Here is a 22,335-nt window from a genome sequence, read left to right as displayed (position 1 = left end):
TGCTTTTGGTACATAGGCACAAGAGTGCGAACTGATCGGTCAATCTTGTATTGAATGGGTTTAAAAATCATGAACTCACTCATCGACAGGCAATGCGAAACGTTCGACCAAGGTATCTAAAGTCGCCCTGGTCTGACTGGCGTCTTCAATTAGTGCACGACCACTCGCTAATGGTGCCGCCACATCAGGTGTTGGATCGATCTCTGTCTGCACCAAATTTGCCGTGTCCTGCAGAAGCTGGTCACCCGATTCCATTAGTGATGACCAGTCTTCTGTCATGAACGCCCTATCAGCTTGAGAAACGTCATCAGCCGATCCGGGTTCAATCGCCGTGGACAAGATGGCTTCGGCCCGGGCAGTGGAAATGCCGGACAAGATTTGACGTGCTGAGGCACTGTCACCTTTTGCTATGGCGGCAGTTGCGCGCAAATAGCGTCGCTCGGCCATGGCGCCGCCTACTGCATTCGACTCAAGAATCTCTGACGCCCGGTCTGGAAAGCCGAGATCGAGCAATCGGAAGGCCACGCCGTTCTGTGTATCCGACGATGTCTCTTCGACATCCGAGCTGAATGCAAAGTCCAAGAAAAGCATATCGTCTGGATGCGCCACCGCACCCTTGATTATTGCTTCACTCAGCGGCGCCTCAGTCTGATCTGACAGCGTAGGAACACCCTCATTCAATAAGCGAAACGCTGCTCGGAGATCACCCCGTGAGGTAAGCGCTGAAGTGCGCGCACGTTTTATATCGGGTGCCACTTCTTGCTTTCGGTACTCGAAAGCAAACGTCTCCAGCAAAGCAAGCTGATCGTCGGCCACGACTTCACCTGCCTCGATTTGCAGATCAACGAGTCGAACAAAGGCTTCTGGTGTCATCCGCGGGCTGCGTAATGCAAGAGCTTCAAGCGGTTTGGCCGCCTCGGAGATCTGGCCTCGTGACGATGCCAGTTCAGAGCTTACAACTGCGCTCGCTATAGGTGGTTCAGCCAACTTCATGGCAGGCATCAGCAAGCCTTCACTGAACTCTGTATGACCACTGCGGTTCATGACGTCGGCAAGCCTCGGCCCCAAGTGAGTTTGCAGAGGCAAAGGCAACAATTTAAATTCGCGCGCGATTTGACCGATGTCCACACTCGGTGGCAGCGTGGATACCTCAGCCGCGAGGACAGCCCACAAGGCAGTCGACCCGCTACAACCGGTCTGGGATATCAAGTCCGGTTGGGATTGCGGCATGCCATCCACAACTTCGGCCATGGCGCGCAAAGCACGTCGGCTCCGGTCATTGACGCCGTCGATCAAAAGTGTCTGCAGGGCTTCTTCACCAAATCCAAAGGATAGATACCCCTTTGCCAGCGCGGCCACCGCCACTGCATCAGAACGATCTCGCGCATCGGTCAAGGCAATTCGTAACTCTGAAATTGATGTGGCAAAGTCCGGTTGAATGTCATTACTCGTTTCGAAGTCTGTCAAAGTGGTCGCCCAACACTCCGAACTTAACGGGCTTTGCTTCGACTGTTCGGAAAGCAAACTCTGCAACTGGTCGTAACTCGTCCGATACGTGATACCAGGCGTCGCCGATAAAGAGAGACTCGCCTGTGCCGGCCCGGCAGGCGGATCTTGATCTGTCGAGGTATCGGTCAGGGGCAGTTGCACCTGTTGATCCCATCTACCCTCTGCTTCGCGTTCGACGCCGTCGTCGACGGGCTCCGCAAGTTCCACCAGACCTTGCGATGCTGCACGCGCCAGACTGTCGATGACGCCGCGCTCCAGTTCAACGATTTCACTCGCTGCTGCTTCCCTGGATTCAGGCGAAGAAACGGCCAGGCTGTTTGCCAGAGGTATTGGCAAAGAGCCGGGCGCAAGGGGCAACCGCATCAACCGTGGTCCTGCGATCGATAACCGCTGCGACGTGTCTTCTTCGGCTTTGACAATTACGTCTTCGAATCGACTTATGGCGTCTGGCGGACCATCAATGATGTCAATGACAATGAAGCGGTCCATATAGATGTAAGTTTCTGCATGACAATTGCACGACATATCCAAGTTTAGTCGGCCCGCATCAACACTGACATCAACAATGCGATCGCGACCAATGCGATCATAGATACCCGACAGGTCCAAGGTATCGGCAGATGAAATTTCCAAAGCATAGCCTACAGGAGATCGGCCAAACCGCCACGCCTCGCCTTTCTCTATAGGAATTGCCAAGCGCGTGAAGTTTGAATGCGCCCCTGATCGCACCAACCGTTCTTGCGCCATTGCCGCGGAGCCAACGAGAAGCATGACAATGAGAAGCCCGATTCTCATGCCGCCTCCTGCTTCAGGCCCTTCAACGCCGCTTCCAGGACGCCGAATTCGGGCCGTAGATGCGTGGGTGCATTCTGACGACCCACCTCGATGCAGATATTCGGGGCATGGCGATGAAGGTTTGCAACAAGAATTTCGCGAATCATTCTTTGGAAATGGCCATCCTCGTTAATGACGGCATTGACCCGGGCCGAGAACGGGCCGACCAGTCCGTAAGCGAGGAAGACACCGAGAAACGTGCCCACCAATGCGCCGCCGATCATCTTTCCTAGAACTTCTGGCGGTTGGTCGATTGATGCCATGGTCTTGATGACGCCGAGAACGGCCGCGACGATACCCAATGCAGGAAGGCCATCTGCAACCGATTGAAGAGCGTGGGTCGAATGAAGATTGTGCTCCATCGTCGCCTCGATCCGCTTTTCGAGAACCTCTTCCACTTGATGCGGATCATCGTAGTTCATCGATGCGGAACGCAGTGTGTCACATATCAGTGCTATCGTCTCGGTATCGGCCGCAATACGCGGATATTTCCCGAAGATAGTCGAAGTGCTCGGTGACTCGATATGTTCTTCGAGCGCGACGGGATTGCTCCGGGCTACACGAATCAGCTCGAACAAAAGGCACATGCCGTCTGTATAGTCCTGCGGTTTCCATTTCGGTCCCTTGAAGACCTTACCGATATCTTTCAGCGTGTGTTTGATCGTCGTCATGTCGTTGCTGATGACGAAAGCGCCCACGGCCGCACCGCCGATCATGACCATTTCGAACGGCAACGCCTTGAGAATGATGCCCATCTTTCCGCCCGCCAGCACATAACCACCGAAAACCATGACGAAGACGAGAGCGACACCGATGAATCCGACCATAGCATTGTCCCTTACCAAGTTCCGCATGCCAGAGATGCGCCATAGTCAGCGTGGACTACGAAAATGAAGAAATTGACGACGTTACTCCGTCGGGACGTCGGCGTTGCGTCCTGCCAGGACAACGCTGATCGAGTAGGCAGTCTCGGGGCTGACCTGCGCCAAGATCTGCGCAGCAATGGGCGGCTGCATCAGCGCGAGAAACCCGGCAGCAAAATCCGGCGTCATCTGTGAAAATAGCGAAGCCGCCTCTTTCGGCTTCATGTTCTCATAGACGGCTACCAGTTTCTGGATATCTGTTTCGGCGGCAACGTCGGCGAGTGCAATTGTGGAGGCAAGTGATACTTCGGCGGCGGTCAATGCCGCCACCCGCTCGGCAGCCTCCTCTTCGGCGACCCGAAGAGCAATCATCCGCTCCTCGATTTGCCGCTCGCGATCCGCGATCCGCGACTCACGGGCCTGAATGGCTGCAAGCAGTGCAGGATTGTCCGGTAGAGAGGCATCTCCGTCGGTTGCCGTATCCTCGGAAACCTGCGCATCCAGAACGGCCGGTTCGGCGAACGCCTGCCCGGCAATTCCGGCCCTCAATAGGCCGGACAGAATCAGAAGAGCGCCGATAACGTGCAGCGCACCTTTCCGTCGACTTCTTTGGCCGATCACTGATGCACCTCTGCCATTTGGGGTTTGCGGGCAAAGAATGGGTTCACGGGCACCGCTGCCGCAGGTTCCTGCGGCAAGTCATGAAGGGATGCGACCAGCAATTCCAAGCGGCGTGACGCCGCTTCTGCACGCGAACTGACCCCCGAAAGCGTCTCGACCGAACTGTTTGCCGTCGCTTGCGCCCGTACAACTGATCGCGACAGTTCATCGACCTGTGCACTCAGCATGGCGACGGCTCCACCCACGCCCTTTTCCAGATCGGTGAACCGTCGGAGGCGACGCGACAGGACATAGCAATACAGCCCGGCACCCAGCGCACCTGCGATCAGCAGAACGTCGGCGATGAACGTCATATCATTTCCCTCAATTCAGGACGAATTCCATGATCAGCAGGTCGCGGACATTTTCCGGCCCCGCCACGACTTGAATGCGCCGAAGCATCTGCGAGCGCAGCCGCATCAGTGCTGCCGGGTCGGCGAGTTCGGCCGCGTCGACCGCGCGGAGATACCCGTTCAGGACGTCCACGATTCGCGGCAATATGGCAGTCACGGCCCCTTGCGCCTCTTGCGGCACTTCGATCTGGGCGGTGAAGCGCAGATACTGTTGAGGGCCCTGCAAAGATATTACTAGCGGTTCCAACGGGATGAACGCGACTGCGCTGGCATCCGCCGCGGAATGGCCGTCGTCACTGGCGTGGTCGGACACGGCTTCTTCACCCTGCCCTTCGTCCGTTGCCGGACCGCCCAGCAAACCGGCACCGACGGCGACGAACCCCCCGCCCGCACCTGCGATGGCAAGGACAAGGCCCACGATCAGAGGCAGCTTCGACGTCTTGCGCGGGACCTCTGGGCCCGCATCGGCGATGGCTGTCATGGCAGCTCCTCAAAGTTTCGACTCTGAGGACTGCATAAACCTGCAAGCCCTAACCGATTGTTAAGTCTGTTCCTCCAAACCTCACGATGACGGGCAGAAGCCCGGATGATCGGAGAATCCCCGTGCAAGGCCTTCAATCCGTCTGGATGACTTTGACCGTACGCCGACGCATGGCCGTGATCGGCGCGACATGCCTCATGTTCCTCGCCGTGATGCTGCTCACGCGTAGCGTGGGTCAACGCGACATGACGCTTCTGTTCGGCGGGCTCGAAGCGGCAGCGGCCGGCGATGTGATCACGGCGTTGGATGCGCGTGGCGCGGTGTACGAGGTACGCGGCGGCGCGATCTATGTCGACGCGACGGAGCGCGATGTGCTGCGCATGGCGTTGGCCGGCGAAGGGTTGCCGGCCATGACGGGCCAGGGTTACGAGCTGCTCGATACGCTGTCGGGGTTCGGCACGACCAGCCAGATGTTCGATGCCGCCTATGGTCGTGCGCGCGAAGGCGAGCTGGCCCGCACGATCATGGCGAGTCCTGCGATCAGCGCCGCGCGCGTTCATATTGCGACACCTGCTGGCTCTCCGTTCCGGCGCGCGGCCGTGCCGACAGCCGCGATAACGGTCACGACCACGGGCGCGGCCCTGACTGCCCCGCAGGTCAGAGCGTTCCAGCACCTCGTCGCCGCGGCGGTCAGCGGCCTGCGGCCCGAGGATGTCTCGGTCATCGACGACAAGGGCGGGCTTCTGTCGGATCCCGGGGGTGCGCCGACGGCTGCGGCCGGCGACGACAGGGCCGCCTTGCTGCGCGAACGGGCAGAGCGGTTGCTGGCCGCACGGGTCGGGCCTGGCAATGCCGTGGTCGAACTGACCATCGACACGGTCACCGACAGTGAACAGATCATGGAACGCACCTTCGATCCCGAAGGTCGAATCGCGGTCAGTACCGACATCACTGAAAACAGCTCCAACGCGCAGGACAGCCGGAACGCCGATGTGACCATCGCATCGAATGTGCCCGACGGCGACGCGGCCGGCGGCAACGCCGGGTCCAGCACCGATCAGACCAACGAAACGCGCAGCCTGACGAATTACGAATTGTCGCAGACCGAACGTCAGATCACCAGAATCCCCGGTGCCGTCAAACGGCTGACCATCGCAGTCCTTGTCAACGATCCCGTCACGACCGCACCCGACGGCACCACGACGACCACGCCCCGCAGTCCAGAGGAACTTGCCGATCTGACGGAGCTCGTGTCCTCAGCCGTCGGCCTCGATGCGGAGCGTGGCGACGTGATCACGTTGCGGGCCATGGCCTTCGAGCCGCTGCCGCAGGAAGGCACGGTCGGCGAAGCGCCCGGACTTCTCGCGGGTCCGCTCGATGTCATGCGCCTGATCCAGATCGCCGCCGCGGCGATCGTCGCGCTGGTGCTGGGGCTTTTCGTCGTGCGGCCGATCCTGACCAGACCCGCCGCACTGGCGGCCCTGCCCGCGCCATCCGATCCCGGCTTCCAAGGCTTCGACGTGCCACTTGCAATCGGCGGCGGCACCGGGGGCTTTCCGTTGGTCACAGGCGATCCGGCAGCGGACAGCGCACGCAACGGTGGTCTGAGCCAGGCCGACGCCGTTGCGCGCCTGCGGGAGCTGATCGCGGAGCGCGAAAGCGAAACCGTGCAGATCCTGCAGGACTGGATCGAAACACCGCAAAAGGAAACCACCTGACATGCCGCTGGCCCTCATGCTCGAAGACTTTGCGCAGGCTGCCGCCGATCCCGACGGCGACACGCGGCCGGCGTCCGCGGCGGCGTTCGACGCAGGCTACGCACAGGCGACGGACGACATGGCCGCCCGGCAGGCGCAATTGTCGCAGGATCTTGTGCAGGGGATCAGCGACATCGGTTTCGGCTTTGCCGAAGCGCGTCTGCACGTCATGGCCGGGCTGGAACCGCTGTTCCGCGCGCTCGTCGCAAAGGTATTGCCGACGATCCTGCCAGACAGCTTCAGAAGCCATCTCACGGCCCATCTCGTGCACGTCGCAAAGGCGGACATGGCAACGCCATTTCGCCTGAAGGTGCATCCATCGCAACTGACGGCTGTCGGCGATTGCCTGCCTGACGCGATCGCCCGCCTCCTTGTGCTGTCGGGCGACGCGACACTCGGGCCGCATGTGGCCCTGATCACACGGTCGGAGTCAGAAACCCTTCTGGATCACGATGCGCTGAACCGCGACATCACCGCCGCCCTGTCGGCCCTTTTCGACGACATCACAGAAAGCAGAGCCCATGGATGACAACACCGCACCGACAGTGCCCGCTACGCCCGATCTGACGGCGCGGGGGGCGCGTCTGCTGCAGCAGATTCCCATCGAGGTGACCGTATCGGTCGGTCGTGCGCGGCCGCTCGTGCAGGATCTGTTGAACCTGTCGGAAAGCGCCATCCTGCGGCTGGACCGGCGGATCGACGACCCGGTCGAGATCTATGTGGGGGACAAGCTGATCGCACGGGGCGAATTGCAGGAGATGGAAGGTGCGGACGCGGGTCAACTGGCCGTGAGACTGACCGAAGTCGTCGGCGATGCCCGTGATCTGGGCTGATCTCGGGCAGCGACGTGGGACCGGCGGCTGGATCACTCTGGTAACGCTGGTGACTGCCCTGATGGTGGCCGGCCCGGTGGATGCGCAGGAATTGACGCTCGATCTGGGCAGCGACAGCGCGCTGGCCACCCGGTCGGCGCAGCTGATCGCATTGGTCACGGTACTGAGTCTCGTGCCCGGCATCGCGATCATGGTGACCTGTTTTCCGTTCATCGTCACCGTTCTCGCCATCCTGCGGCAGGCCATCGGCCTGCAACAATCGCCGCCCAACATGCTGATGGTCGCGCTGGCGCTGTTTCTGACCTATTTCGTCATGGAGCCTGTCTTTGCCACCGCCTACACCGACGGCATCGCGCCACTGATGGACGGCAGCATCGGCATCGAAGAAGGGTTTGCCCGGACGATGGCGCCGCTGCGGACCTTCATGATCGCGCGCATCGACCCCAATACCCTTGCCGAACTCGCCAGTCTGCGCCCCGGCATGGATCCCGCGATCGCCCCGACCGATGCGCCTCTGTCGGTCGTGGTGCCGTCGTTCCTGCTGTCAGAGATGGCACGCGCCTTCCAGGTGGGCTTCCTGATCTTTCTGCCGTTCCTGATCATCGACCTCGTGGTCGCCGCGATCCTGATGTCGATGGGCATGATGATGGTGCCGCCCGCCATCGTCTCGCTTCCGTTCAAGCTTTCGTTTTTTGTCGTGGCCGACGGCTGGTCGCTGGTCGCCGCCAGCCTCGTGCGCGGCTATGGCGGACCGGGGTAAGGCCGCCCTATCCGTGCGCGGTTGCCCGGGCGCGCACGTCGAGCGTGTAGACGAATGCATCGCCGGTGAACCGCCGCTCTGCCGTCGCGCGAAGTTGTGCCGGAACCACCGTGTCGAGGATGAAGGAGCCAAAGCCCGTTCGGGCAGGCGCGACAGGCCGCGCGACGCCGTCCTCGTGCCATTCGAACGTGAAACCGGCATCACCCGCCGCATGCCACGTAATCGAGAGGCGCCCCTCCGGCGACCGGAGCGCGCCGTACTTGACCGAGTTGGTCGTCAGCTCGTGCACGGCGAGCGTCAGGATCTGCGCTTCGGTCGCGTTCACGATGATGTTGTCACCGCTTTGGGTGACCCGGGCACCGCCGGTGTCGTCATGATCGGCCAGTTCGCGGCCAACGATCCGCGCGATGGTGATTCCGTCCCAGTTGTCGCCGGTCAGATAGGTATGGGTCCGGGCCAGCGCCTTGAGACGGCCGTCGAACTTGGTCAGGAAATCGGACAGCGTGTCCGCATTCGCCGCCGTCTTGCACGCGGTCGAGGCGACGAGCGCGAAGATGTTGCCGACCCTGTGCTGCAGCTCGTTCACCACGGCGTCCTTCAGACGCTCGGCCATCACCTGCTGGGTCACGTCCTTGGCATTCTGGACCATGAACTTGACCGTGCCGTCATGCTCGAAGATCGGGCTGTGCTGGCACGTCCACCAGATCTCGTTCATCTGCCCGGTCGGTACGCCGTCGTCGCCGACGACGGGAATCGCATAGGGCACTTCGACCAACGTATTGGCCTCTCCCGACAGGGCACGCCGGAAGGCGCTCTCGAACATCGCCAACCGCTCGCCTGTCTCGGGAAACGCCTCGAAGATGTAGCGCCCGCGGATTTCTTCGATCCTGCGACCAACGGTCTGCAGGTAGAGATCGGTTGCGGCGACGATCCGCATGTCCCAATCCATGACGAGACAAGGCGCCGGCATTGCGCGAAAGGCTGATTCCCATTCGATCTGTCGGTACATCATCCCGCGTCCATGTCGTAATAGAACCGCCTGCACAACAACCCGGGTAGGTCTGCGACCGCTCTCTGACGGTGGCATCACGGTTTCGCAGGACGGGCACCTGCGCCGTCCTTCCTCCTACATTCATAAGGCCGTTGTCCGGTGCCGCACAATCGCGAAACCTTAACCGGCTGTGACCGGGCCAAAGATCGCATCTGCATGTTCGGCCAGATAGATGCGCAACCAAGGGGTAAACGTGTCGGGCGTCTCCCGCGCCTCCCGCATGAGTTGGGCGACATCGACCCACCGCGTCGCCATGACCTCGGTCAGATCGGGACTGATCGTCAGATCATCCGCCGCCTGCGCGACAAAGACCTCGACCACTTCATGCTCGATCAGACCGTTGCCGACGGACGCGCGATATTCGATCCTGTCGCGATGGGTCAGCGGCAGGCCGGTGATGCCCAACTCTTCGCGCAGACGACGCGTGGCGCAGACGGCCGGATCCTCGTCCCAGTGCGGGTGGGTGCAACAGGTGTTCGCCCACAGGCCCGGCGTATGATACTTGCCCATCGCCCGCTGCTGGATCAGCACCGCATCGCCCCGCATGACGAACACGCTGACCGCCTTGTGGCGCAGGCCGCGCCGATGCGCGTCCAGCTTGTCCACGGGCGTCAGCGTGCCGTCGATCCAGGCGGGGATCAGCGTGGTCATGTCCGCGTCACCGCCACGAGGCCGGTCAGGTGAGCCAGATTCTTGATGCCGATCTTCAGATGCGCCATGGGCCGGGCCTTTACGAGTGATTTGTTCATATAGGCCTCGAACGTCAGCTTTTGAACATCCACGTCGTGACACAACGACACGAAGCGTTCGCGCCGCTCGTCGCTGCGATAGTAGGCCTTTTGCATCGCGCCCAGCACCCGGAACACCTGCTTGTGCTCCTTCATGAACAGGCGGCGGGCCAGTTGCAGGTCCTTGATGCGCCCGGTGCGCAGCTTTGCGGCAGCGGCGGTGGCGGCGACGCGGCCACCGACCATGGCGTAATAGATCCCCTCGCCGGACGAAGGGGCGACGACACCTGCGGCGTCACCGGCCAGCACCACGTCGCGGCCGTTGTCCCAACGATCCAGCGGCTTCAGCGGGATCGGCGCGCCTTCGCGGCGGATCGTGACGCAATCTGTCAGCCCGTGGGCCGCGCGCAGGTCGGCGGTCGCCTGTTTCACGTCGACGGATTTCACCAGCGATCCCATGCCGATGCTGGCCTGCCCACCATGCGGAAAGATCCAGCCGTAGAAGTCAGGAGAGATCCGGCCATCGTAGATCACGTCGCAACGCGTCGGATCGTAGCTTGCGGTCGCAACCGGGGCCTCCACGATCTCATGGTATGCGATGACGTAGGGAATAGTGTCGCCACCGGGCACGCATTGCGCCGCGACCCGCGACCGGGCGCCATCGGCGCCGATCACAAGACGGGTGGACAGGACGCTTTCCTCACCCGTCGCCTTGTCACGATAGATAACATGGGTGCCAGCATCGTCGCGGTCGATCCGCACGAAGGTGCCGGCGACCAGCGTGGCCCCCGCCGCCACCGCGCGGTTGCGCAGGAAGACGTCGAAATGTTCGCGGTCCACCATACCGACGAAGCCGTCGTCGATGGGAATGTCGACGTGACGGCCAGAGGGGGAGACCATCCGCGCGGTCGTGATTTTGGCCACGATCTGGTCGTCGGGAATGAAGAAATCGGCGATCAGGCGTGGCGGAATGGCACCGCCGCAGGGCTTGATCCGCCCCAGACGGTCCAGCAGGGCGACCCGGTGGCCCGAGCGCACCAGATCCTCGGCTGCGGTGGCACCGGACGGGCCACCACCCACGACGACGACATCATACTGCATGGCTATTCTCCCGGAACGAGGGTTGAGGGGTGGGCGACCGGATTGCGGTCCATGATGCGGGCCGCCATCGCAGCTGCGGCAAGGAACAGGATCGCCTCGCCGATGAAAACGGTGCCGTAGGCGGTGGCGTCGGTGGTCGTCAGACGCAGCAGATCGACGAAGGTCGCCCCTGCCAGCCCGCCGAAGCCTGCGGCGACGGCCTGTGCCGCACCCCACAGGCCCATGCGCGTCCCCTCCCGCCGGTCGCGACCGCTGCCGGCCAGCGCCATCATCGATCCGATGGCCGCGACGGCGAACATGCCGTTGAAGAAACCAAGGCCCATGACGACGGGCACCAATGGCGCACCCGCGCCCAGCGGTCCGATGAACGCCAACGCGCCGAGTGACGCCGCCGATCCGACGCAACCCGCCATGACCCAGGCCCGCAGGTTGCCGATGCCGAATCCCGTGGCCAGCACGCCGACCAGCAGCATGCCGATGAACGTGCCGCCGTTCTGCGCACCCGACAGCGACGTGGACTGCCCGGGGGTAAAGGCAAAAACGAGGCCCGCGTAAGGTTCCAGGATCAGTTCCTGCATGAAATAGGCGGTCATCGACAGGAACACGAAGAGGGTGAAGTTGCGCGCGCGGCGCTCCTGCCAGACCTCTGCCAGACCCTGTCGGAACGGCGTGGGGTCGGGTTCGGTCACTGCGATCAGGTGGCGTTCCACGCCCCAGACGGCGAGGACGGTCAACGCCACGGCGGTGACGGTGACGCCAAGCACGACCTCGAACAGCACGGCGGGGGTATATGGGTCGATCAGCGCGCCGACCGTGATCGCGGTGACGGTGATGCCGAGGATCATCATCAGCCACGTGATCGTCGCTGCCGCTGCCCGGCGGCGCGGTGCCGTCGTCGTGGCAATCAGCGCCAGCAGGGACGTGCCCGATGCGCCGACGCCGAGGCCGATCAGCGCATAGGCCACGACGGACACGGCCATGCCCAACGCGAAGGATGCCTCGAACAGCAGGATCGCCGCCGTCGCCAGCAATGCGCCGGCGCCCAGCGCCGCCATGCCGCCGATGATCCAGCCCGTCCGCCGCCCACCCGCGTCCGACGCGAAACCCCACTTGGGCCGCGACATCTGGATGCCGTAATGCAGCGCGACCAGCAGCCCCGGCACCACCGCGGCGAGCGACAGCTCGACCACCATCAACCGGTTCAGCGTCGAGGTGGTCAGCACGACGATCGCGCCAAGGCACATCTGCACAAGGCCGAGACGCACGATCTGGAACCAGCTGAGGGTCATGTCACACTCCGATCCCACGCAGGGCGAAGGCGGCGATCATCATGCCGCCGATGTAGAACAGGATGCCCATGCCCTGATACCAGCGCGCCCGCCCCAGCGGGTCGCGCAGCAGCGTCCGCATGGCTGCGACCTGCACCAGTGTCAGCGCGGCGATGGCGGCGGCATGCAGCGGCTTGTCCCACAAAGCCAGCAAAGCCACGACGCCGACCTGCGCCAGCAGCATCACCGCGCAGGCGACCTGTGCGGCGCGCACGGGGCCAAGCGTCACGGGCAGTGAACGAAGCCCCATCTGGGCATCGCCCTCCACCGCTTTGAAATCGTTGAGCGTCATGATGCCGAACGCGCCGAGGCCATAGAGTGCGGCCACCGCCATCACTGGCAGGGACGGCGCAGCCGTCGCCAGCACAGCAGCTCCCGTGATCCACGGCAGGGTTTCATACGACAGGCCGCACAGCAGCGGCCCCCACACGCCGGAGCGTTTCGCGCGGACGGGTTCGGCGGAATAGGCCCATGCCGCGACGCAGGCCAGCACCGTCGCGCCGAACACGAACGGGCCGAGCTGCCAGCCGACGGCCAGCGACAGCACGGTCATGCCCTGCGCGATCCACAGGCCCCAGCGGCCCGGGATGCGGCCCGACGGGATCGGGCGGTCGGGTTCGTTGATGGCATCCACGTGGCGGTCGCACCAGTCGTTCGCGGCCTGGCTCATGCCGCAGGTGATCGGCCCGGCCAGCAGCACGCCCAGCGCGACCAGCCCCCAATCGGCGATGGCGGCGACCGACACGGCCCCGCACAGGAACGCCCACATGGGCGGAAACCACGTCCACGGCTTCAGCAGACGCAGCACCGCGCGCGGGTCTGGCAGGCGACGGACGCCGGGTGATGTGATGCCGATACTCATGAGTGTCAGTCTAGCTAGACAGCACCCGGTGCGGCAAGTGTAAACTGAAACTTACAGCCAATACGTGATGGAACATGACCATTGCACGGCCCTCCGGCCCTATGCAATGTGGCGTCCGAAACGATTTGGAAAGGCGTTTGCGATGACAATTCGCGCTGTGGTCTGGAACGAGAACGTGCACGAGACCGAGAATGCGACGGTGGCCAAGGTGTATCCCGACGGGATCCACGGCGCCATTGCCGCCGCCTTGAACGCAAACGATGGAATCACCGCCACGACGGCCACGCTGCAAGAGCCGGAGCATGGCCTGACGGCTGCGCGGCTGGCCGAAACCGACGTGCTGCTGTGGTGGGGGCATGCGGCGCATGGCGACGTCTCTGACGAGGTCGTCGAGCGTGTGGCAGAGGCGGTCTGGGGCGGCATGGGTCTGATCCTGCTGCACTCCGCGCATTTCGCCAAGATCTTCAAGCGGTTGATGGGCACGCCCTGCAACCTGACCTGGCGCGAGGCCGGAGAGCGCGAGCGGCTGTGGGTCACGTCCCGCAACCACCCCATCGCGGCGGGCATCGGCGACTTCTTCGAGCTTGAGAACGAGGAGATGTACGGCGAGCCCTTCGGCGTGCCCGAACCGCTGGAGACGGTCTTCGTCAGCTGGTTCCAGGGCGGCGAGGTGTTCCGGTCCGGCCTGACCTACAAGCGCGGCGCGGGCAACGTGTTCTACTTCCGCCCGGGGCACGAGACCTATCCCACCTATTTCGACGACAACGTGAAGCGGGTGCTGACCAACGCGGTCAAGTGGGCGCACAACCCCGCCGCCCGTGTGGCCGACGTCACCGACGCCCCCAACGTGCCGGTCGATACGGCGCTGGAGCCGCTGACCGCACGCGGCGGCAGCCTGCATGCCCGTGGCGAAGAGGGGTTCCGGTGAGCGTCGCAGCCCCCGTGCGCGTCCTGATCGTCGGCACCGGCGGCATGGCAGCGGCGCATGCCGAGGCCTATGCCGCGATGGAAGGCGTCACGGTCGTCGGCGGCGTCGACCGCAATCCCGACACCCTCGCGGCCTTTGCCGCGACGCATGGCGTCGCCCGGACCTTCGACAGCGTCGAGGCCGCCATTGCCTGGGGCGCGTTCGACGCCGTATCGAACGTGACGCCGGATCAGGTGCACCACGCCACGACCATGCCCCTGCTGGCCGCTGGCAAGCATGTACTGTGCGAGAAACCGCTGGCCGTGAACCACGCCGAGGCGCAGGCGATGGCGGACGCGGCACAGGGGGCGGGCGTCGTGAACATGGTCAACCTGACCTATCGCAACGTCCCCGCCGTGATGGAGGCTGCACGTCTGGTGGCCAGCGGCGCCATCGGCGAGATCCGTCACTTCGAGGCGTCCTATCTGCAAAGCTGGCTGACCCAGCCCGCCTGGGGCCAGTGGAACACCGAGGCGCAGTGGTTGTGGCGGCTGAGCACCAAGCACGGCAGCCTTGGCGTGCTGGGCGATGTGGGCGTGCATATCCTCGACTTCACGACGTTCATTGCCGGGGCGGACGTGGCACGGATGTCGTGCCGTTTGCACACCTTCGACAAGGCGCCCGGCGGCGTGATCGGCAACTATACGCTGGATGCGAACGACAGCGCGTCCATGCAGGTGCAGCTGACCGACGGCGCGGTCGGCGTGGTCCATGCCTCGCGCATGGCCAGCGGTCACCTGAACGATCTGCGCCTGCGGATCTTCGGGACCACCGGCGGGCTGGACGTGCGGTGGGAAAACAACGTCAGCAGGCTGCAGGCCTGCCTGCAACCGGACCTGCAGGTCGGGACGTGGCGGGATCTGGACGTGCCGCCGGTCCGGACCAACTACGTCCGCTTCATCGATGCGGTGCGGTCTGGGACGATGGTGCGGCCCGACTTCGCCCGCGGCGCCACGCTGCAACTGGCGCTGGATGCGGCCGTCGCGTCTGACAAGGACGCCTGCCGGGATGTCGTCGTCGGCTGACGGCAAGCGCCCCACCGGACTGTCGCGGCGCATGCGGATCCGTGCGCCGCGACGGCCCTGACCTTACTAACGCACCACGCGCAACAAACTCAGGCCCCATTTAACCGCATATTGACCATGGACGGGTCAGTTCGGAGACTGCGCTCTCGCGCACACCGACTGACAAAGGATATGGGCAATGCAGTTATCGGTCACATTCGAGAATACGGCAGGTACGGAAGCGGGCCGCGGCCCGGTCCAGGTCGGCTGGTTTCTGAACGAACGCAAGGCCGGGATCGTCTATTTCCCGCCCGAACGCGTCCGCTCTGCCGACATGAACAAGTCGCACGCCAAGAGCGCGAGTCGCTGCCCCGCGGTCATCAACATGGAAAGCCGCTATTTCATGGTGCGCTGCCCGTTCGACCTGAACCTGCAGTTCGTGCGCGACAAGGATAGCAAGCCCGCCATGCGCAACCTGAACGGCGACATGTCCGGCATCCGCGCCAACAAGCTGCGCGACAAGATCCACATGACGCCGGAGCATGAATGGCGCTATCCGGGCGTGCCGACGATCCAGCTCATGCTGCCCTATGTCTTCATCGCGGACGAGCCGGTCTACATGAGCCAGGTCGCACCGTTCCTGCATTATGCAAGGACACCGCTGCCGGGCACGATCTTTGGCGGTCGTTTCCCGATCAACGTGTGGCCGCGTCCGCTGATGTGGGCCTTCGAGTGGGCCGACACCGAAAAGCCGCTGGTCGTGAACCGCGGTGATCCGCTGTTCTACTGCACCTTCGAGGTCGCGCCGCAGGATCGCGCCGTCACCATTGCCGAGGTCGAGGTGACGCAGGACCTGACGGACTACATGGACCTGATCTCGGGCGCCGTGAACTACGTGAACCAGACCTTTTCACTGTTCGAGGCGGCAGAGGCCCGTCGTCCTACGAAACTGGTGCAGCCGATCCGCCGCACGCGCGGCGACCCCGCGTCATGACGGCGGCCACCCTGCGGGCATCGGCGGCGGACGCGCATCGCGAGGGGCGGCTCGACGCAGCGATGCTCGATTATGCCCGCTATCTGGCGCTGGTGCCCGACGATGCCGGGATGTGGTCCAACCTGGGCGCGCTGCACCGCAAGGCGGGTCGCCACACGATGGCATTGCGGGCGCACCGCCGGGCGCTGGCCCTGGATCCCGACGGCATCGGCACGATGAACAATGCCGCAAACGTGCTGTCCGACACCGGCGACTATGCGGCCAGCCTTGCCTTGCGGCACCGGATCCTTGACCGGCACCCCGACGATCTGACGCAACTGCCGATGGTGGCGCGCTGCCTGCGCGGCATGGGCGACTATGGTGCCGCCATCGCCTGGGCGACGGCGGCGCTGGACCGGTTTCCCGGCGATGCGGAACTGCGGATGCAACTGGCCTTTGCACAGCTGGGCGCCGGCCACTACGCCGCCGGGCTGGAAAACTACAAGGTGCGCTGGCGCGCCGGCGAACTGCAGCCCCGCGACCTGCCGTTCCCCGAATGGCAGGGCGAGCCGTTGGAGGGCAGGACGATCGCCGTGCTGACGGAACAGGGGTTCGGCGACGCGGTGCTGTTCGCCCGCTTTCTGACCGTGCTGCGCGGGCGCGGCGCGCAGGTGGTGATGACGGTCAAGTCGCCGCTGCAGCGCCTGCTGCAGGACCTGCCCGGCGTCGATCGCATCGTCGCGCACCTGACCAGATCCGATCAGGTCGATTACTGGGTCAACATGATGGACCTTGCGGCCATGCACTTTGCGTCTGGCGGCGACGTGCCCCCCCCTGCCCCCCTGCACGTGCCCCACGACAGCGTGACACGCGCAACCGCGCTGGTCGCACCGCATGCCGCCGCGTTCAGGGTCGGCGTGGTCTGGACCGGGTCCGTGACCTATCGCGGCAACGCCTTCCGCTCGTTCAGCCACCGCGATCTGCTGCCCTTGACCGACATCCCCGGCGTGCAGCTGATCTCGCTCTACAAGGGGCCGGAGCTGGCCGCCTATCATGCGGATGGGACCGATGCGTTCATCATGGACACCGGCAGCACGGAACGCGACTTCGCCGACACCGCCGCAATGATGCAAGCCTGCGATCTGGTCATCACATCCGACACCGCAACCGCCCACATCGCGGGCTCGCTCGGGGTGCCCGTCTGGTGCGTCCTGCACTGGGATGCGTTCTGGGTCTATCGCCACACAGGAGACGACACGCCATGGTATCCACAGATGCGTCTTTTCCGCCAGCACAGCCCGATGGACTGGGATGGCGTCATGTCGGACGTCGCTGGCGTGCTGCGCGCCCGCGTGGAGGGGTTGGCATGAACGAGATCATGGTGCCCACATCGCCCGGCGAGCTGATCGACAAGCTGACGATCCTGCGCCTGAAGGCCGAGCAGATGACCGACAGGGACAAGCTGGCGAACGTGCAACACGAACAGGCGGTACTGACGCGCATCGCGCAGGCCGCATTGCCCGACAGCGACGATCTTCAGGCGCTCTGGGACGCCCTTTACGAGATCAATGCCGACCTCTGGGCGGTCGAGGACGACATCCGCGCCTGTGAGGCGCGCGGCGATTTCGGCGCAGGTTTCGTGGCGCTGGCCCGCGCGGTCTATGTCACGAACGACGAGCGGGCCGCGATCAAGAAGCGGATCAACCAGCTACTGGGCTCTGCCATCGTCGAGGAGAAATCCTATCATCCGCGCAGCCGCGACGCATGACGACCCCCGGCGCCGCCGACCGGATCGCCACGGCCCGCAGCGATCTGAACGCCATCCGCGACGATCTGATCGGCCAACTGCGTCAGGAGCGGTCCCGCGCCCGGGGCCCGCTGATGCGGATGCTGCACGACGTGGACGGCATGCTGACGCCGGGCTATCCCTTTGCCTCGCAGGCGGGGCAGGACCGGGTCGTGGCGCGCATCCTCGGCGGTCGCCGGAACGGAATCTTCCTCGACGTGGGCGCCTACGACGGACGAACTGGTTCGAATTCGCTCTATTTCGAGACGCATCTGGGCTGGACCGGCGTGCTGGTCGAGCCTGTGAAACAGCACCGCGAGATGGCGGAATTGTGGCGCCGTGCACCGTGTCTGCCCTACGCCGTGTCAGACAGGGACGGCGAGGCGTCCTTCATCGCCGTGACCCAGGGCTATACACAGATGAGCGGTCTGGCGGGTCCCTACGACGCAGGTCTGCTCGACCGGGTCCGTGCCGATCCCCGTCACGTCGAAGACCGGATCACGGTGCCCACGCGGACATTGAACAGCATATGTCACGAGGCCGGTCTGTCCCGGATCGATTTCGTGTCGCTGGACATCGAAGGTGGAGAGCAGGCCGCCATCACCGCCTTCGATCACGAACGGATCCGCGTGGACGTGTGGGCGATCGAGAACAATGCAGGCTCGTCGCTGATCCCCGCACTGATGCGCGATCGTGGCTACAATCTGGCGGAATTCTGCGGGGTCGACGACATCTACGTGCGCAACGATCTGTAAACCGGATTGCCGGTGATTCCCCGTTTAACACACCTTTCACAACGTGCCCGCCATTCCCGTGATCAGCCAACACGAGGACATGCACGATGAGCGCCCCGCCCAACCGACCGATCATCATCAAGCGCAAGAAGGTCGTCGCCGGCGGTGGCCACCATGGCGGCGCATGGAAGGTCGCCTACGCCGACTTCGTGACGGCCATGATGGCGTTCTTCCTGCTGATGTGGCTGCTCAGCTCCGCCTCCGAAGAACAGAAGCTCGGCATCGCCGACTATTTCGCGCCGACCATTCCCTTCGTCGATGCGACCTCGGGGGGCGATGGCGCGCTGCACGGCGATTCGTTGCACACCAAGGACACCAACGCCCAGAACGGGACCGGCGGAATTGCCGAAATGGACGGTGGCGTCAGCGCGGGGGCCGCCGAGGTGCAGGCCCTGCGCGACCTCGAAACGGCCCTGCTGGGGGTCGGCGGCGAATCCTTCCTGACCGAGAACGCGATGCGCCACGTCATCACGCGTCTGACCGACGAAGGGCTGGTCATCGAGATCTTCGATCTGCCGGGCGCGCCCCTGTTCACCGCCGGGACGGCGGACCCGTTGCCCGTCACCGTCCAGATCGCTGACATGCTGGCCAACATCCTGCGCATCGTGGCCAATCCCGTCGCCGTGACCAGTCATGTCGCAGGTGGCGTGCCGGAATCCCGCGTCTGGTCCTTGTCGTCGGACCGGGCCGCGCGGATGCAGATGCTGCTGCACGCCGGCGACCTCGATCCGCTCCGCATGGTCCGCGTCACCGCAAAGGCGGATCGCGACCCCGTCACCGATGACGTGACGGCGGTGCGCAACAACAGGATCGAGATCATCGTGGTGCGATCCGATCTGTAGGATCGCATTAGGCGGCTGTTAAGCGCGCGGCGCTATGCAGGTCGCAGAACCAGGTTCATGCGAAAGGCCAGCAACCGATGACCATCTCCTCCTCGCTCAATGCCGGTGTGGCAGGCCTGTCGGCCAATGCCACGCGACTGGCCACGATTTCGGACAACATCTCGAATTCGTCCACCTTCGGCTACAAGCGGGCAGAGACGGATTTCCACTCGATGGTCATCGCGAATTCGCGCGGCAGCTATTCTGCGGGCGGCGTCCGGGCCACGACGCTCAGGTTAATCGACCAGCGCGGATCGCTCGTCGCCACCGAAAATTCCACCGACATCGCCGTCCGCGGTCGCGGCATGTTCCCTGTCACACCGGAATCCGCTGTGCAGGTGGCCAACGGGCCGACACCGATGCTGCTGCAGACGACAGGATCCTTCCGCCCCGACTCCGATGGCTATCTGCGCAGTTCGTCGGGCCTCGTGCTGATGGGGTGGCCCGCCAATGCCGACGGCACCGTTCCAAACTTTCCACGCGATTCGACAGTGGGGCTGAAGCCGGTGCGGATCAACGCGAACCAGTTCGCAGGCGAACCCACGACGGAAATGACCCTTGCGGTCAATCTACCTGCGACCGGCACGGAAGCCGGATCGACCTCCGGCAACGAACCCCTGTCGATTGAATATTTCGACAACCTCGGAAAATCGGCGAACCTCGCCGTCACATTCTCGCCGACGGTCCCCGCGACAGGGTCGTCGAACACCTGGACGATGCAGATCGCCGACAGCGCCTCCGGCGGCGCGGTCATCGGGGAATACACGCTGACCTTCAGCGATGCGACCATCGGTGGCGGCACGTTGGCGTCGGTCACGACCGTGTCGGGTGGTGCCTACAACGCGGCAACCGGCACGTTCAGCGTCCCGGCGGATCGCGGCCCGATCCAGATCACGATCGGCACGATCGGCAGTCCGCAGGGCATCACGCAGCTTGGCGACAGCTTCGCCCCCGTGAACATCGCCAAGAACGGAACCCAGGTCGGCAGCCTCACGTCGGTCGAGATCGACCAGAACGGCTTCTTCCGGGCGTCCTTCGATATCGGGATCAATCGCATCCTGTATCAGATACCCCTCATCGACGTGCCCAACGTCAATGGCCTCGAGGTGCGGGACCAGCAATCCTACCGGGTCACGCCCGAATCCGGCAGCTTCTTCATGTGGGATGCGGGCGATGGCCCGACCGGCGACATCGTGTCCTTCGCGCGCGAGGAATCGACGACCGATGTCGCCGGTGAACTGACCGAACTGATCCAGACCCAACGCGCTTACTCGTCGAATGCCAAGGTGATCCAGACCGTGGACGAGATGTTGCAGGAAACGACCAACATCAAGCGTTGAGACGTCGCATAGGAGCCACCGCCCATGAGCATCACCCAATCTCTGACGAACGCCCTCAGCGGACTGACGGCGAATGCGCGCATGGCAGAGACGGTATCAGCCAACCTGTCGAATGCGCTGACGGACGGCTATGGGCGCCGGACGGTGGAAACGTCGGCGCAGACCGTCGGCGGTCGCAGCGCAGGCGTGCGGGTGGACGGGATCGTGCGTCACACGGACCGTGTCCTGATCGGCGAACGACGCAATGCCGATGCGGGTCTTGCACGCGCCGAAACGCTGGGGCGCGCATTGGCCACGGTAGAGGCATCGTTCAGCCCCGCCGACGACCCCGCAGGACTGGGCGCACGCCTGTCGGCATTTGAGACCGCCCTGACAATGGCCGCTGCGGACCCGGCCTCCGACCAGCGGCTCGGTCTGGCCGTCACGCGACTGACGGACGTGACGACCGCGCTGTCGCAGACCTCCCGGACTGTCCAGTCGCTGCGCGGGCAGGCCGATGCGGCGATCGCGCAGGATGTCACCGCATTGAATGCGGGTCTGCAGCAGGTCCAGAAACTCAATGTCGACATCGCGCGGATGGGTCAGCAGGGGCTGGATCCGTCCGCCCTGATGGATCAGCGGCAGGTTGCAATCGACGCAATCAGCCGCATCGTGCCGCTGCGTGAAATCACGCAGCCGAATGGCAAGGTTGCACTGTGGACCATGGGGGGTGCGCAGCTTCTCGACGGGCGGGCGGCGGTCATCGGCTTCGTCGCAACCCCAACGATCACAGCGGAAATGAGCTTTGCGAACGGTGTTATCCAGGGTCTCACACTCAACGGAGTGTCTGCCGGACCCGACGGCATCGGACGGCTTGCGGGCGGCTCCATCGGGGCCGCCATGGATCTGCGCGATCGGCAGTTGGTGTCGGCGCAGGACGGTCTGGACCTGATTGCGGCCGAGCTGATCACGCGCATGTCGAGCCCCCTCGTCGATCCGACGCTAACCCCTGCCGCCGCCGGCCTCCTGACGGATGACGGAAGCGCCTATGATCCAGCCGACATCGTCGGTCTGGCACGACGGATCGAAATCAATGCCACAGTGGATCCGTCACAGGGCGGAGTCGCCTCCCGGCTTCGCGACGGTGTGCTGGCGGCGTCGCCCGGGCCGGTTGGACAGACAGCGCAACTCCTGCGCTTTGCCGACAGTCTGACGGCACGCTCGTCCATCGACCCCGCCGCCCCCGCGGCCTCGGCTGCGGGGCACATTGGGCGGGTGGCCGATCAGTTCGCCACCCTGCGGCTGCTGGCCGACGAGGCCAAGAGTTTTGCCGCCGCACGCCAAGACGGCCTGAAGGCTGCCGAACTCGCCACCGGCGTCGATAGCGACGCGGAACTGCAGATGCTGCTGCGGATCGAACAATCCTATGCTGCGAACGCCAAGGTCATGGAAACGATCCAATCCCTGATCCAACGCCTGATGGAGATTTGA

Annotated in this window: 23 protein-coding genes; 13 read left to right on the top strand and 10 right to left on the bottom strand. The window is 63.9% G+C overall.

The features are described 5' to 3' along the window. Window positions 1-75: 75 nt before the first annotated feature. The 5 genes from BMX16_RS02770 to BMX16_RS02750 all read right to left on the bottom strand — a co-directional run bounded on the left by BMX16_RS02770 (window position 76) and on the right by BMX16_RS02750 (window position 4,700). Window positions 76-2,304: a hypothetical protein gene (locus BMX16_RS02770; RefSeq protein ID WP_089898484.1), complete on the bottom strand. Its 2,229-nt coding sequence runs from the start codon at window positions 2,302-2,304 to the stop codon at window positions 76-78. Further along, the gene (motA, locus tag BMX16_RS02765; RefSeq protein ID WP_089898482.1) at window positions 2,301-3,170 is read right to left on the bottom strand and encodes a flagellar motor stator protein MotA; all 870 of its coding nucleotides are present in this window, start codon (window positions 3,168-3,170) and stop codon (window positions 2,301-2,303) included. Before motA ends, BMX16_RS02770 begins: the two co-directional genes overlap by 4 nt. Before the next feature lie 81 nt (window positions 3,171-3,251). Beyond that, window positions 3,252-3,827 (bottom strand): MotE family protein, encoded by a 576-nt coding sequence (locus BMX16_RS02760; RefSeq protein ID WP_342707797.1) that lies wholly within the window; start codon window positions 3,825-3,827, stop codon window positions 3,252-3,254. Continuing rightward, window positions 3,824-4,180, bottom strand: coding sequence for a hypothetical protein (locus BMX16_RS02755; protein WP_089898481.1), 357 nt, complete (start codon window positions 4,178-4,180; stop codon window positions 3,824-3,826). The genes BMX16_RS02760 and BMX16_RS02755 overlap by 4 nt, the downstream gene beginning before the upstream one ends. 10 nt (window positions 4,181-4,190) lie before the next feature. Beyond that, window positions 4,191-4,700, bottom strand: a complete 510-nt coding sequence (locus BMX16_RS02750) for a flagellar basal body-associated FliL family protein (RefSeq protein ID WP_089898478.1) — start codon at window positions 4,698-4,700, stop codon at window positions 4,191-4,193. Between the two features lie 86 nt (window positions 4,701-4,786). Between BMX16_RS02750 and fliF the strand changes: the two genes are divergently transcribed. From fliF to fliP, 4 genes are all read left to right on the top strand, one after another. After that, a complete protein-coding gene (gene fliF, locus BMX16_RS02745) occupies window positions 4,787-6,418 on the top strand; it encodes a flagellar basal-body MS-ring/collar protein FliF (protein WP_089898476.1) in 1,632 nt (543 codons plus the stop codon). A gap of 1 nt (window position 6,419) precedes the next feature. Beyond that, the gene (locus BMX16_RS02740; protein ID WP_089898474.1) at window positions 6,420-6,986 is read left to right on the top strand and encodes a hypothetical protein; all 567 of its coding nucleotides are present in this window, start codon (window positions 6,420-6,422) and stop codon (window positions 6,984-6,986) included. After that, the gene (locus tag BMX16_RS02735) at window positions 6,979-7,290 is read left to right on the top strand and encodes a FliM/FliN family flagellar motor switch protein (RefSeq protein WP_089898473.1); all 312 of its coding nucleotides are present in this window, start codon (window positions 6,979-6,981) and stop codon (window positions 7,288-7,290) included. The genes BMX16_RS02740 and BMX16_RS02735 overlap by 8 nt, the downstream gene beginning before the upstream one ends. Before the next feature lie 61 nt (window positions 7,291-7,351). Further along, window positions 7,352-8,050 carry a flagellar type III secretion system pore protein FliP gene (gene fliP, locus BMX16_RS02730; protein ID WP_089898703.1) on the top strand — a complete coding sequence of 233 codons (699 nt, stop codon included), beginning with the start codon at window positions 7,352-7,354 and terminating at the stop codon, window positions 8,048-8,050. A 7-nt stretch (window positions 8,051-8,057) separates the two neighbouring features. Here the strand turns inward: fliP and BMX16_RS02725 are convergent, their stop codons facing one another. The 5 genes from BMX16_RS02725 to chlG all read right to left on the bottom strand — a co-directional run bounded on the left by BMX16_RS02725 (window position 8,058) and on the right by chlG (window position 13,120). After that, window positions 8,058-9,059 (bottom strand): sensor histidine kinase, encoded by a 1,002-nt coding sequence (locus BMX16_RS02725; protein WP_281242558.1) that lies wholly within the window; start codon window positions 9,057-9,059, stop codon window positions 8,058-8,060. 162 nt (window positions 9,060-9,221) lie between these two features. Next, on the bottom strand, window positions 9,222-9,752 hold the full coding sequence (gene idi, locus BMX16_RS02720; protein ID WP_089898468.1) for an isopentenyl-diphosphate Delta-isomerase: 531 nt from the start codon (window positions 9,750-9,752) through the stop codon (window positions 9,222-9,224). Beyond that, a complete protein-coding gene (locus BMX16_RS02715; RefSeq protein ID WP_089898466.1) occupies window positions 9,749-10,930 on the bottom strand; it encodes a geranylgeranyl diphosphate reductase in 1,182 nt (393 codons plus the stop codon). The genes idi and BMX16_RS02715 overlap by 4 nt, the downstream gene beginning before the upstream one ends. Window positions 10,931-10,932: 2 nt before the next feature. Further along, on the bottom strand, window positions 10,933-12,219 hold the full coding sequence (locus BMX16_RS02710; protein WP_089898464.1) for a BCD family MFS transporter: 1,287 nt from the start codon (window positions 12,217-12,219) through the stop codon (window positions 10,933-10,935). Window position 12,220: 1 nt separating this feature from the next. Continuing rightward, the gene (gene chlG / locus BMX16_RS02705; RefSeq protein ID WP_089898462.1) at window positions 12,221-13,120 is read right to left on the bottom strand and encodes a chlorophyll synthase ChlG; all 900 of its coding nucleotides are present in this window, start codon (window positions 13,118-13,120) and stop codon (window positions 12,221-12,223) included. A gap of 142 nt (window positions 13,121-13,262) precedes the next feature. Here chlG and BMX16_RS02700 point away from each other — a divergent pair, with 142 nt between their 5' ends. From BMX16_RS02700 to flgK, 9 genes are all read left to right on the top strand, one after another. Next, window positions 13,263-14,048, top strand: a complete 786-nt coding sequence (locus BMX16_RS02700; RefSeq protein WP_089898701.1) for a ThuA domain-containing protein — start codon at window positions 13,263-13,265, stop codon at window positions 14,046-14,048. After that, window positions 14,045-15,112 carry a Gfo/Idh/MocA family protein gene (locus tag BMX16_RS02695; RefSeq protein WP_245731230.1) on the top strand — a complete coding sequence of 356 codons (1,068 nt, stop codon included), beginning with the start codon at window positions 14,045-14,047 and terminating at the stop codon, window positions 15,110-15,112. The genes BMX16_RS02700 and BMX16_RS02695 overlap by 4 nt, the downstream gene beginning before the upstream one ends. Window positions 15,113-15,290: 178 nt before the next feature. After that, window positions 15,291-16,085, top strand: a complete 795-nt coding sequence (locus BMX16_RS02690; RefSeq protein WP_089898460.1) for a hypothetical protein — start codon at window positions 15,291-15,293, stop codon at window positions 16,083-16,085. Next, the gene (locus BMX16_RS02685; protein ID WP_089898458.1) at window positions 16,082-17,434 is read left to right on the top strand and encodes a tetratricopeptide repeat-containing glycosyltransferase family protein; all 1,353 of its coding nucleotides are present in this window, start codon (window positions 16,082-16,084) and stop codon (window positions 17,432-17,434) included. The genes BMX16_RS02690 and BMX16_RS02685 overlap by 4 nt, the downstream gene beginning before the upstream one ends. Then, complete coding sequence (locus BMX16_RS02680; RefSeq protein ID WP_089898456.1) at window positions 17,431-17,832, top strand: DUF6165 family protein; 402 nt, start codon at window positions 17,431-17,433, stop codon at window positions 17,830-17,832. Before BMX16_RS02685 ends, BMX16_RS02680 begins: the two co-directional genes overlap by 4 nt. Beyond that, the gene (locus BMX16_RS02675) at window positions 17,829-18,605 is read left to right on the top strand and encodes an FkbM family methyltransferase (RefSeq protein ID WP_089898454.1); all 777 of its coding nucleotides are present in this window, start codon (window positions 17,829-17,831) and stop codon (window positions 18,603-18,605) included. The genes BMX16_RS02680 and BMX16_RS02675 overlap by 4 nt, the downstream gene beginning before the upstream one ends. An 86-nt stretch (window positions 18,606-18,691) precedes the next feature. Then, complete coding sequence (locus BMX16_RS02670) at window positions 18,692-19,486, top strand: flagellar motor protein MotB (protein WP_089898452.1); 795 nt, start codon at window positions 18,692-18,694, stop codon at window positions 19,484-19,486. 77 nt (window positions 19,487-19,563) lie between these two features. After that, the gene (locus BMX16_RS02665; protein ID WP_089898450.1) at window positions 19,564-20,865 is read left to right on the top strand and encodes a flagellar hook protein FlgE; all 1,302 of its coding nucleotides are present in this window, start codon (window positions 19,564-19,566) and stop codon (window positions 20,863-20,865) included. A gap of 24 nt (window positions 20,866-20,889) precedes the next feature. Beyond that, the gene (gene flgK, locus BMX16_RS02660) at window positions 20,890-22,335 is read left to right on the top strand and encodes a flagellar hook-associated protein FlgK (RefSeq protein WP_089898448.1); all 1,446 of its coding nucleotides are present in this window, start codon (window positions 20,890-20,892) and stop codon (window positions 22,333-22,335) included.

It is taken from the genome of Loktanella fryxellensis, assembly GCF_900110065.1.
In the GTDB taxonomy this organism is placed as follows: Bacteria; Pseudomonadota; Alphaproteobacteria; order Rhodobacterales; family Rhodobacteraceae; genus Loktanella; species Loktanella fryxellensis.
This window is presented reverse-complemented; position numbering and strand designations above follow the sequence as displayed.

Coding starts and splice junctions, on each gene's coding strand:
- fliP (WP_089898703.1), top strand. CDS start 7,352: ATGGTGGCCGGCCCGGTGGATGCGCAGGAATTGACGCTCGATCTGGGC.
- BMX16_RS02670 (WP_089898452.1), top strand. CDS start 18,692: ATGAGCGCCCCGCCCAACCGACCGATCATCATCAAGCGCAAGAAGGTC.
- BMX16_RS02675 (WP_089898454.1), top strand. CDS start 17,829: ATGACGACCCCCGGCGCCGCCGACCGGATCGCCACGGCCCGCAGCGAT.
- fliF (WP_089898476.1), top strand. CDS start 4,787: ATGACGGGCAGAAGCCCGGATGATCGGAGAATCCCCGTGCAAGGCCTT.
- BMX16_RS02750 (WP_089898478.1), bottom strand. CDS start 4,700: ATGACAGCCATCGCCGATGCGGGCCCAGAGGTCCCGCGCAAGACGTCG.
- BMX16_RS02735 (WP_089898473.1), top strand. CDS start 6,979: ATGGATGACAACACCGCACCGACAGTGCCCGCTACGCCCGATCTGACG.
- BMX16_RS02725 (WP_281242558.1), bottom strand. CDS start 9,059: ATGTACCGACAGATCGAATGGGAATCAGCCTTTCGCGCAATGCCGGCG.
- BMX16_RS02770 (WP_089898484.1), bottom strand. CDS start 2,304: ATGAGAATCGGGCTTCTCATTGTCATGCTTCTCGTTGGCTCCGCGGCA.
- BMX16_RS02740 (WP_089898474.1), top strand. CDS start 6,420: ATGCCGCTGGCCCTCATGCTCGAAGACTTTGCGCAGGCTGCCGCCGAT.
- BMX16_RS02665 (WP_089898450.1), top strand. CDS start 19,564: ATGACCATCTCCTCCTCGCTCAATGCCGGTGTGGCAGGCCTGTCGGCC.
- motA (WP_089898482.1), bottom strand. CDS start 3,170: ATGGTCGGATTCATCGGTGTCGCTCTCGTCTTCGTCATGGTTTTCGGT.
- BMX16_RS02680 (WP_089898456.1), top strand. CDS start 17,431: ATGAACGAGATCATGGTGCCCACATCGCCCGGCGAGCTGATCGACAAG.
- flgK (WP_089898448.1), top strand. CDS start 20,890: ATGAGCATCACCCAATCTCTGACGAACGCCCTCAGCGGACTGACGGCG.
- BMX16_RS02685 (WP_089898458.1), top strand. CDS start 16,082: ATGACGGCGGCCACCCTGCGGGCATCGGCGGCGGACGCGCATCGCGAG.
- chlG (WP_089898462.1), bottom strand. CDS start 13,120: ATGAGTATCGGCATCACATCACCCGGCGTCCGTCGCCTGCCAGACCCG.
- BMX16_RS02700 (WP_089898701.1), top strand. CDS start 13,263: ATGACAATTCGCGCTGTGGTCTGGAACGAGAACGTGCACGAGACCGAG.
- BMX16_RS02715 (WP_089898466.1), bottom strand. CDS start 10,930: ATGCAGTATGATGTCGTCGTCGTGGGTGGTGGCCCGTCCGGTGCCACC.
- BMX16_RS02755 (WP_089898481.1), bottom strand. CDS start 4,180: ATGACGTTCATCGCCGACGTTCTGCTGATCGCAGGTGCGCTGGGTGCC.
- idi (WP_089898468.1), bottom strand. CDS start 9,752: ATGACCACGCTGATCCCCGCCTGGATCGACGGCACGCTGACGCCCGTG.
- BMX16_RS02690 (WP_089898460.1), top strand. CDS start 15,291: ATGCAGTTATCGGTCACATTCGAGAATACGGCAGGTACGGAAGCGGGC.
- BMX16_RS02710 (WP_089898464.1), bottom strand. CDS start 12,219: ATGACCCTCAGCTGGTTCCAGATCGTGCGTCTCGGCCTTGTGCAGATG.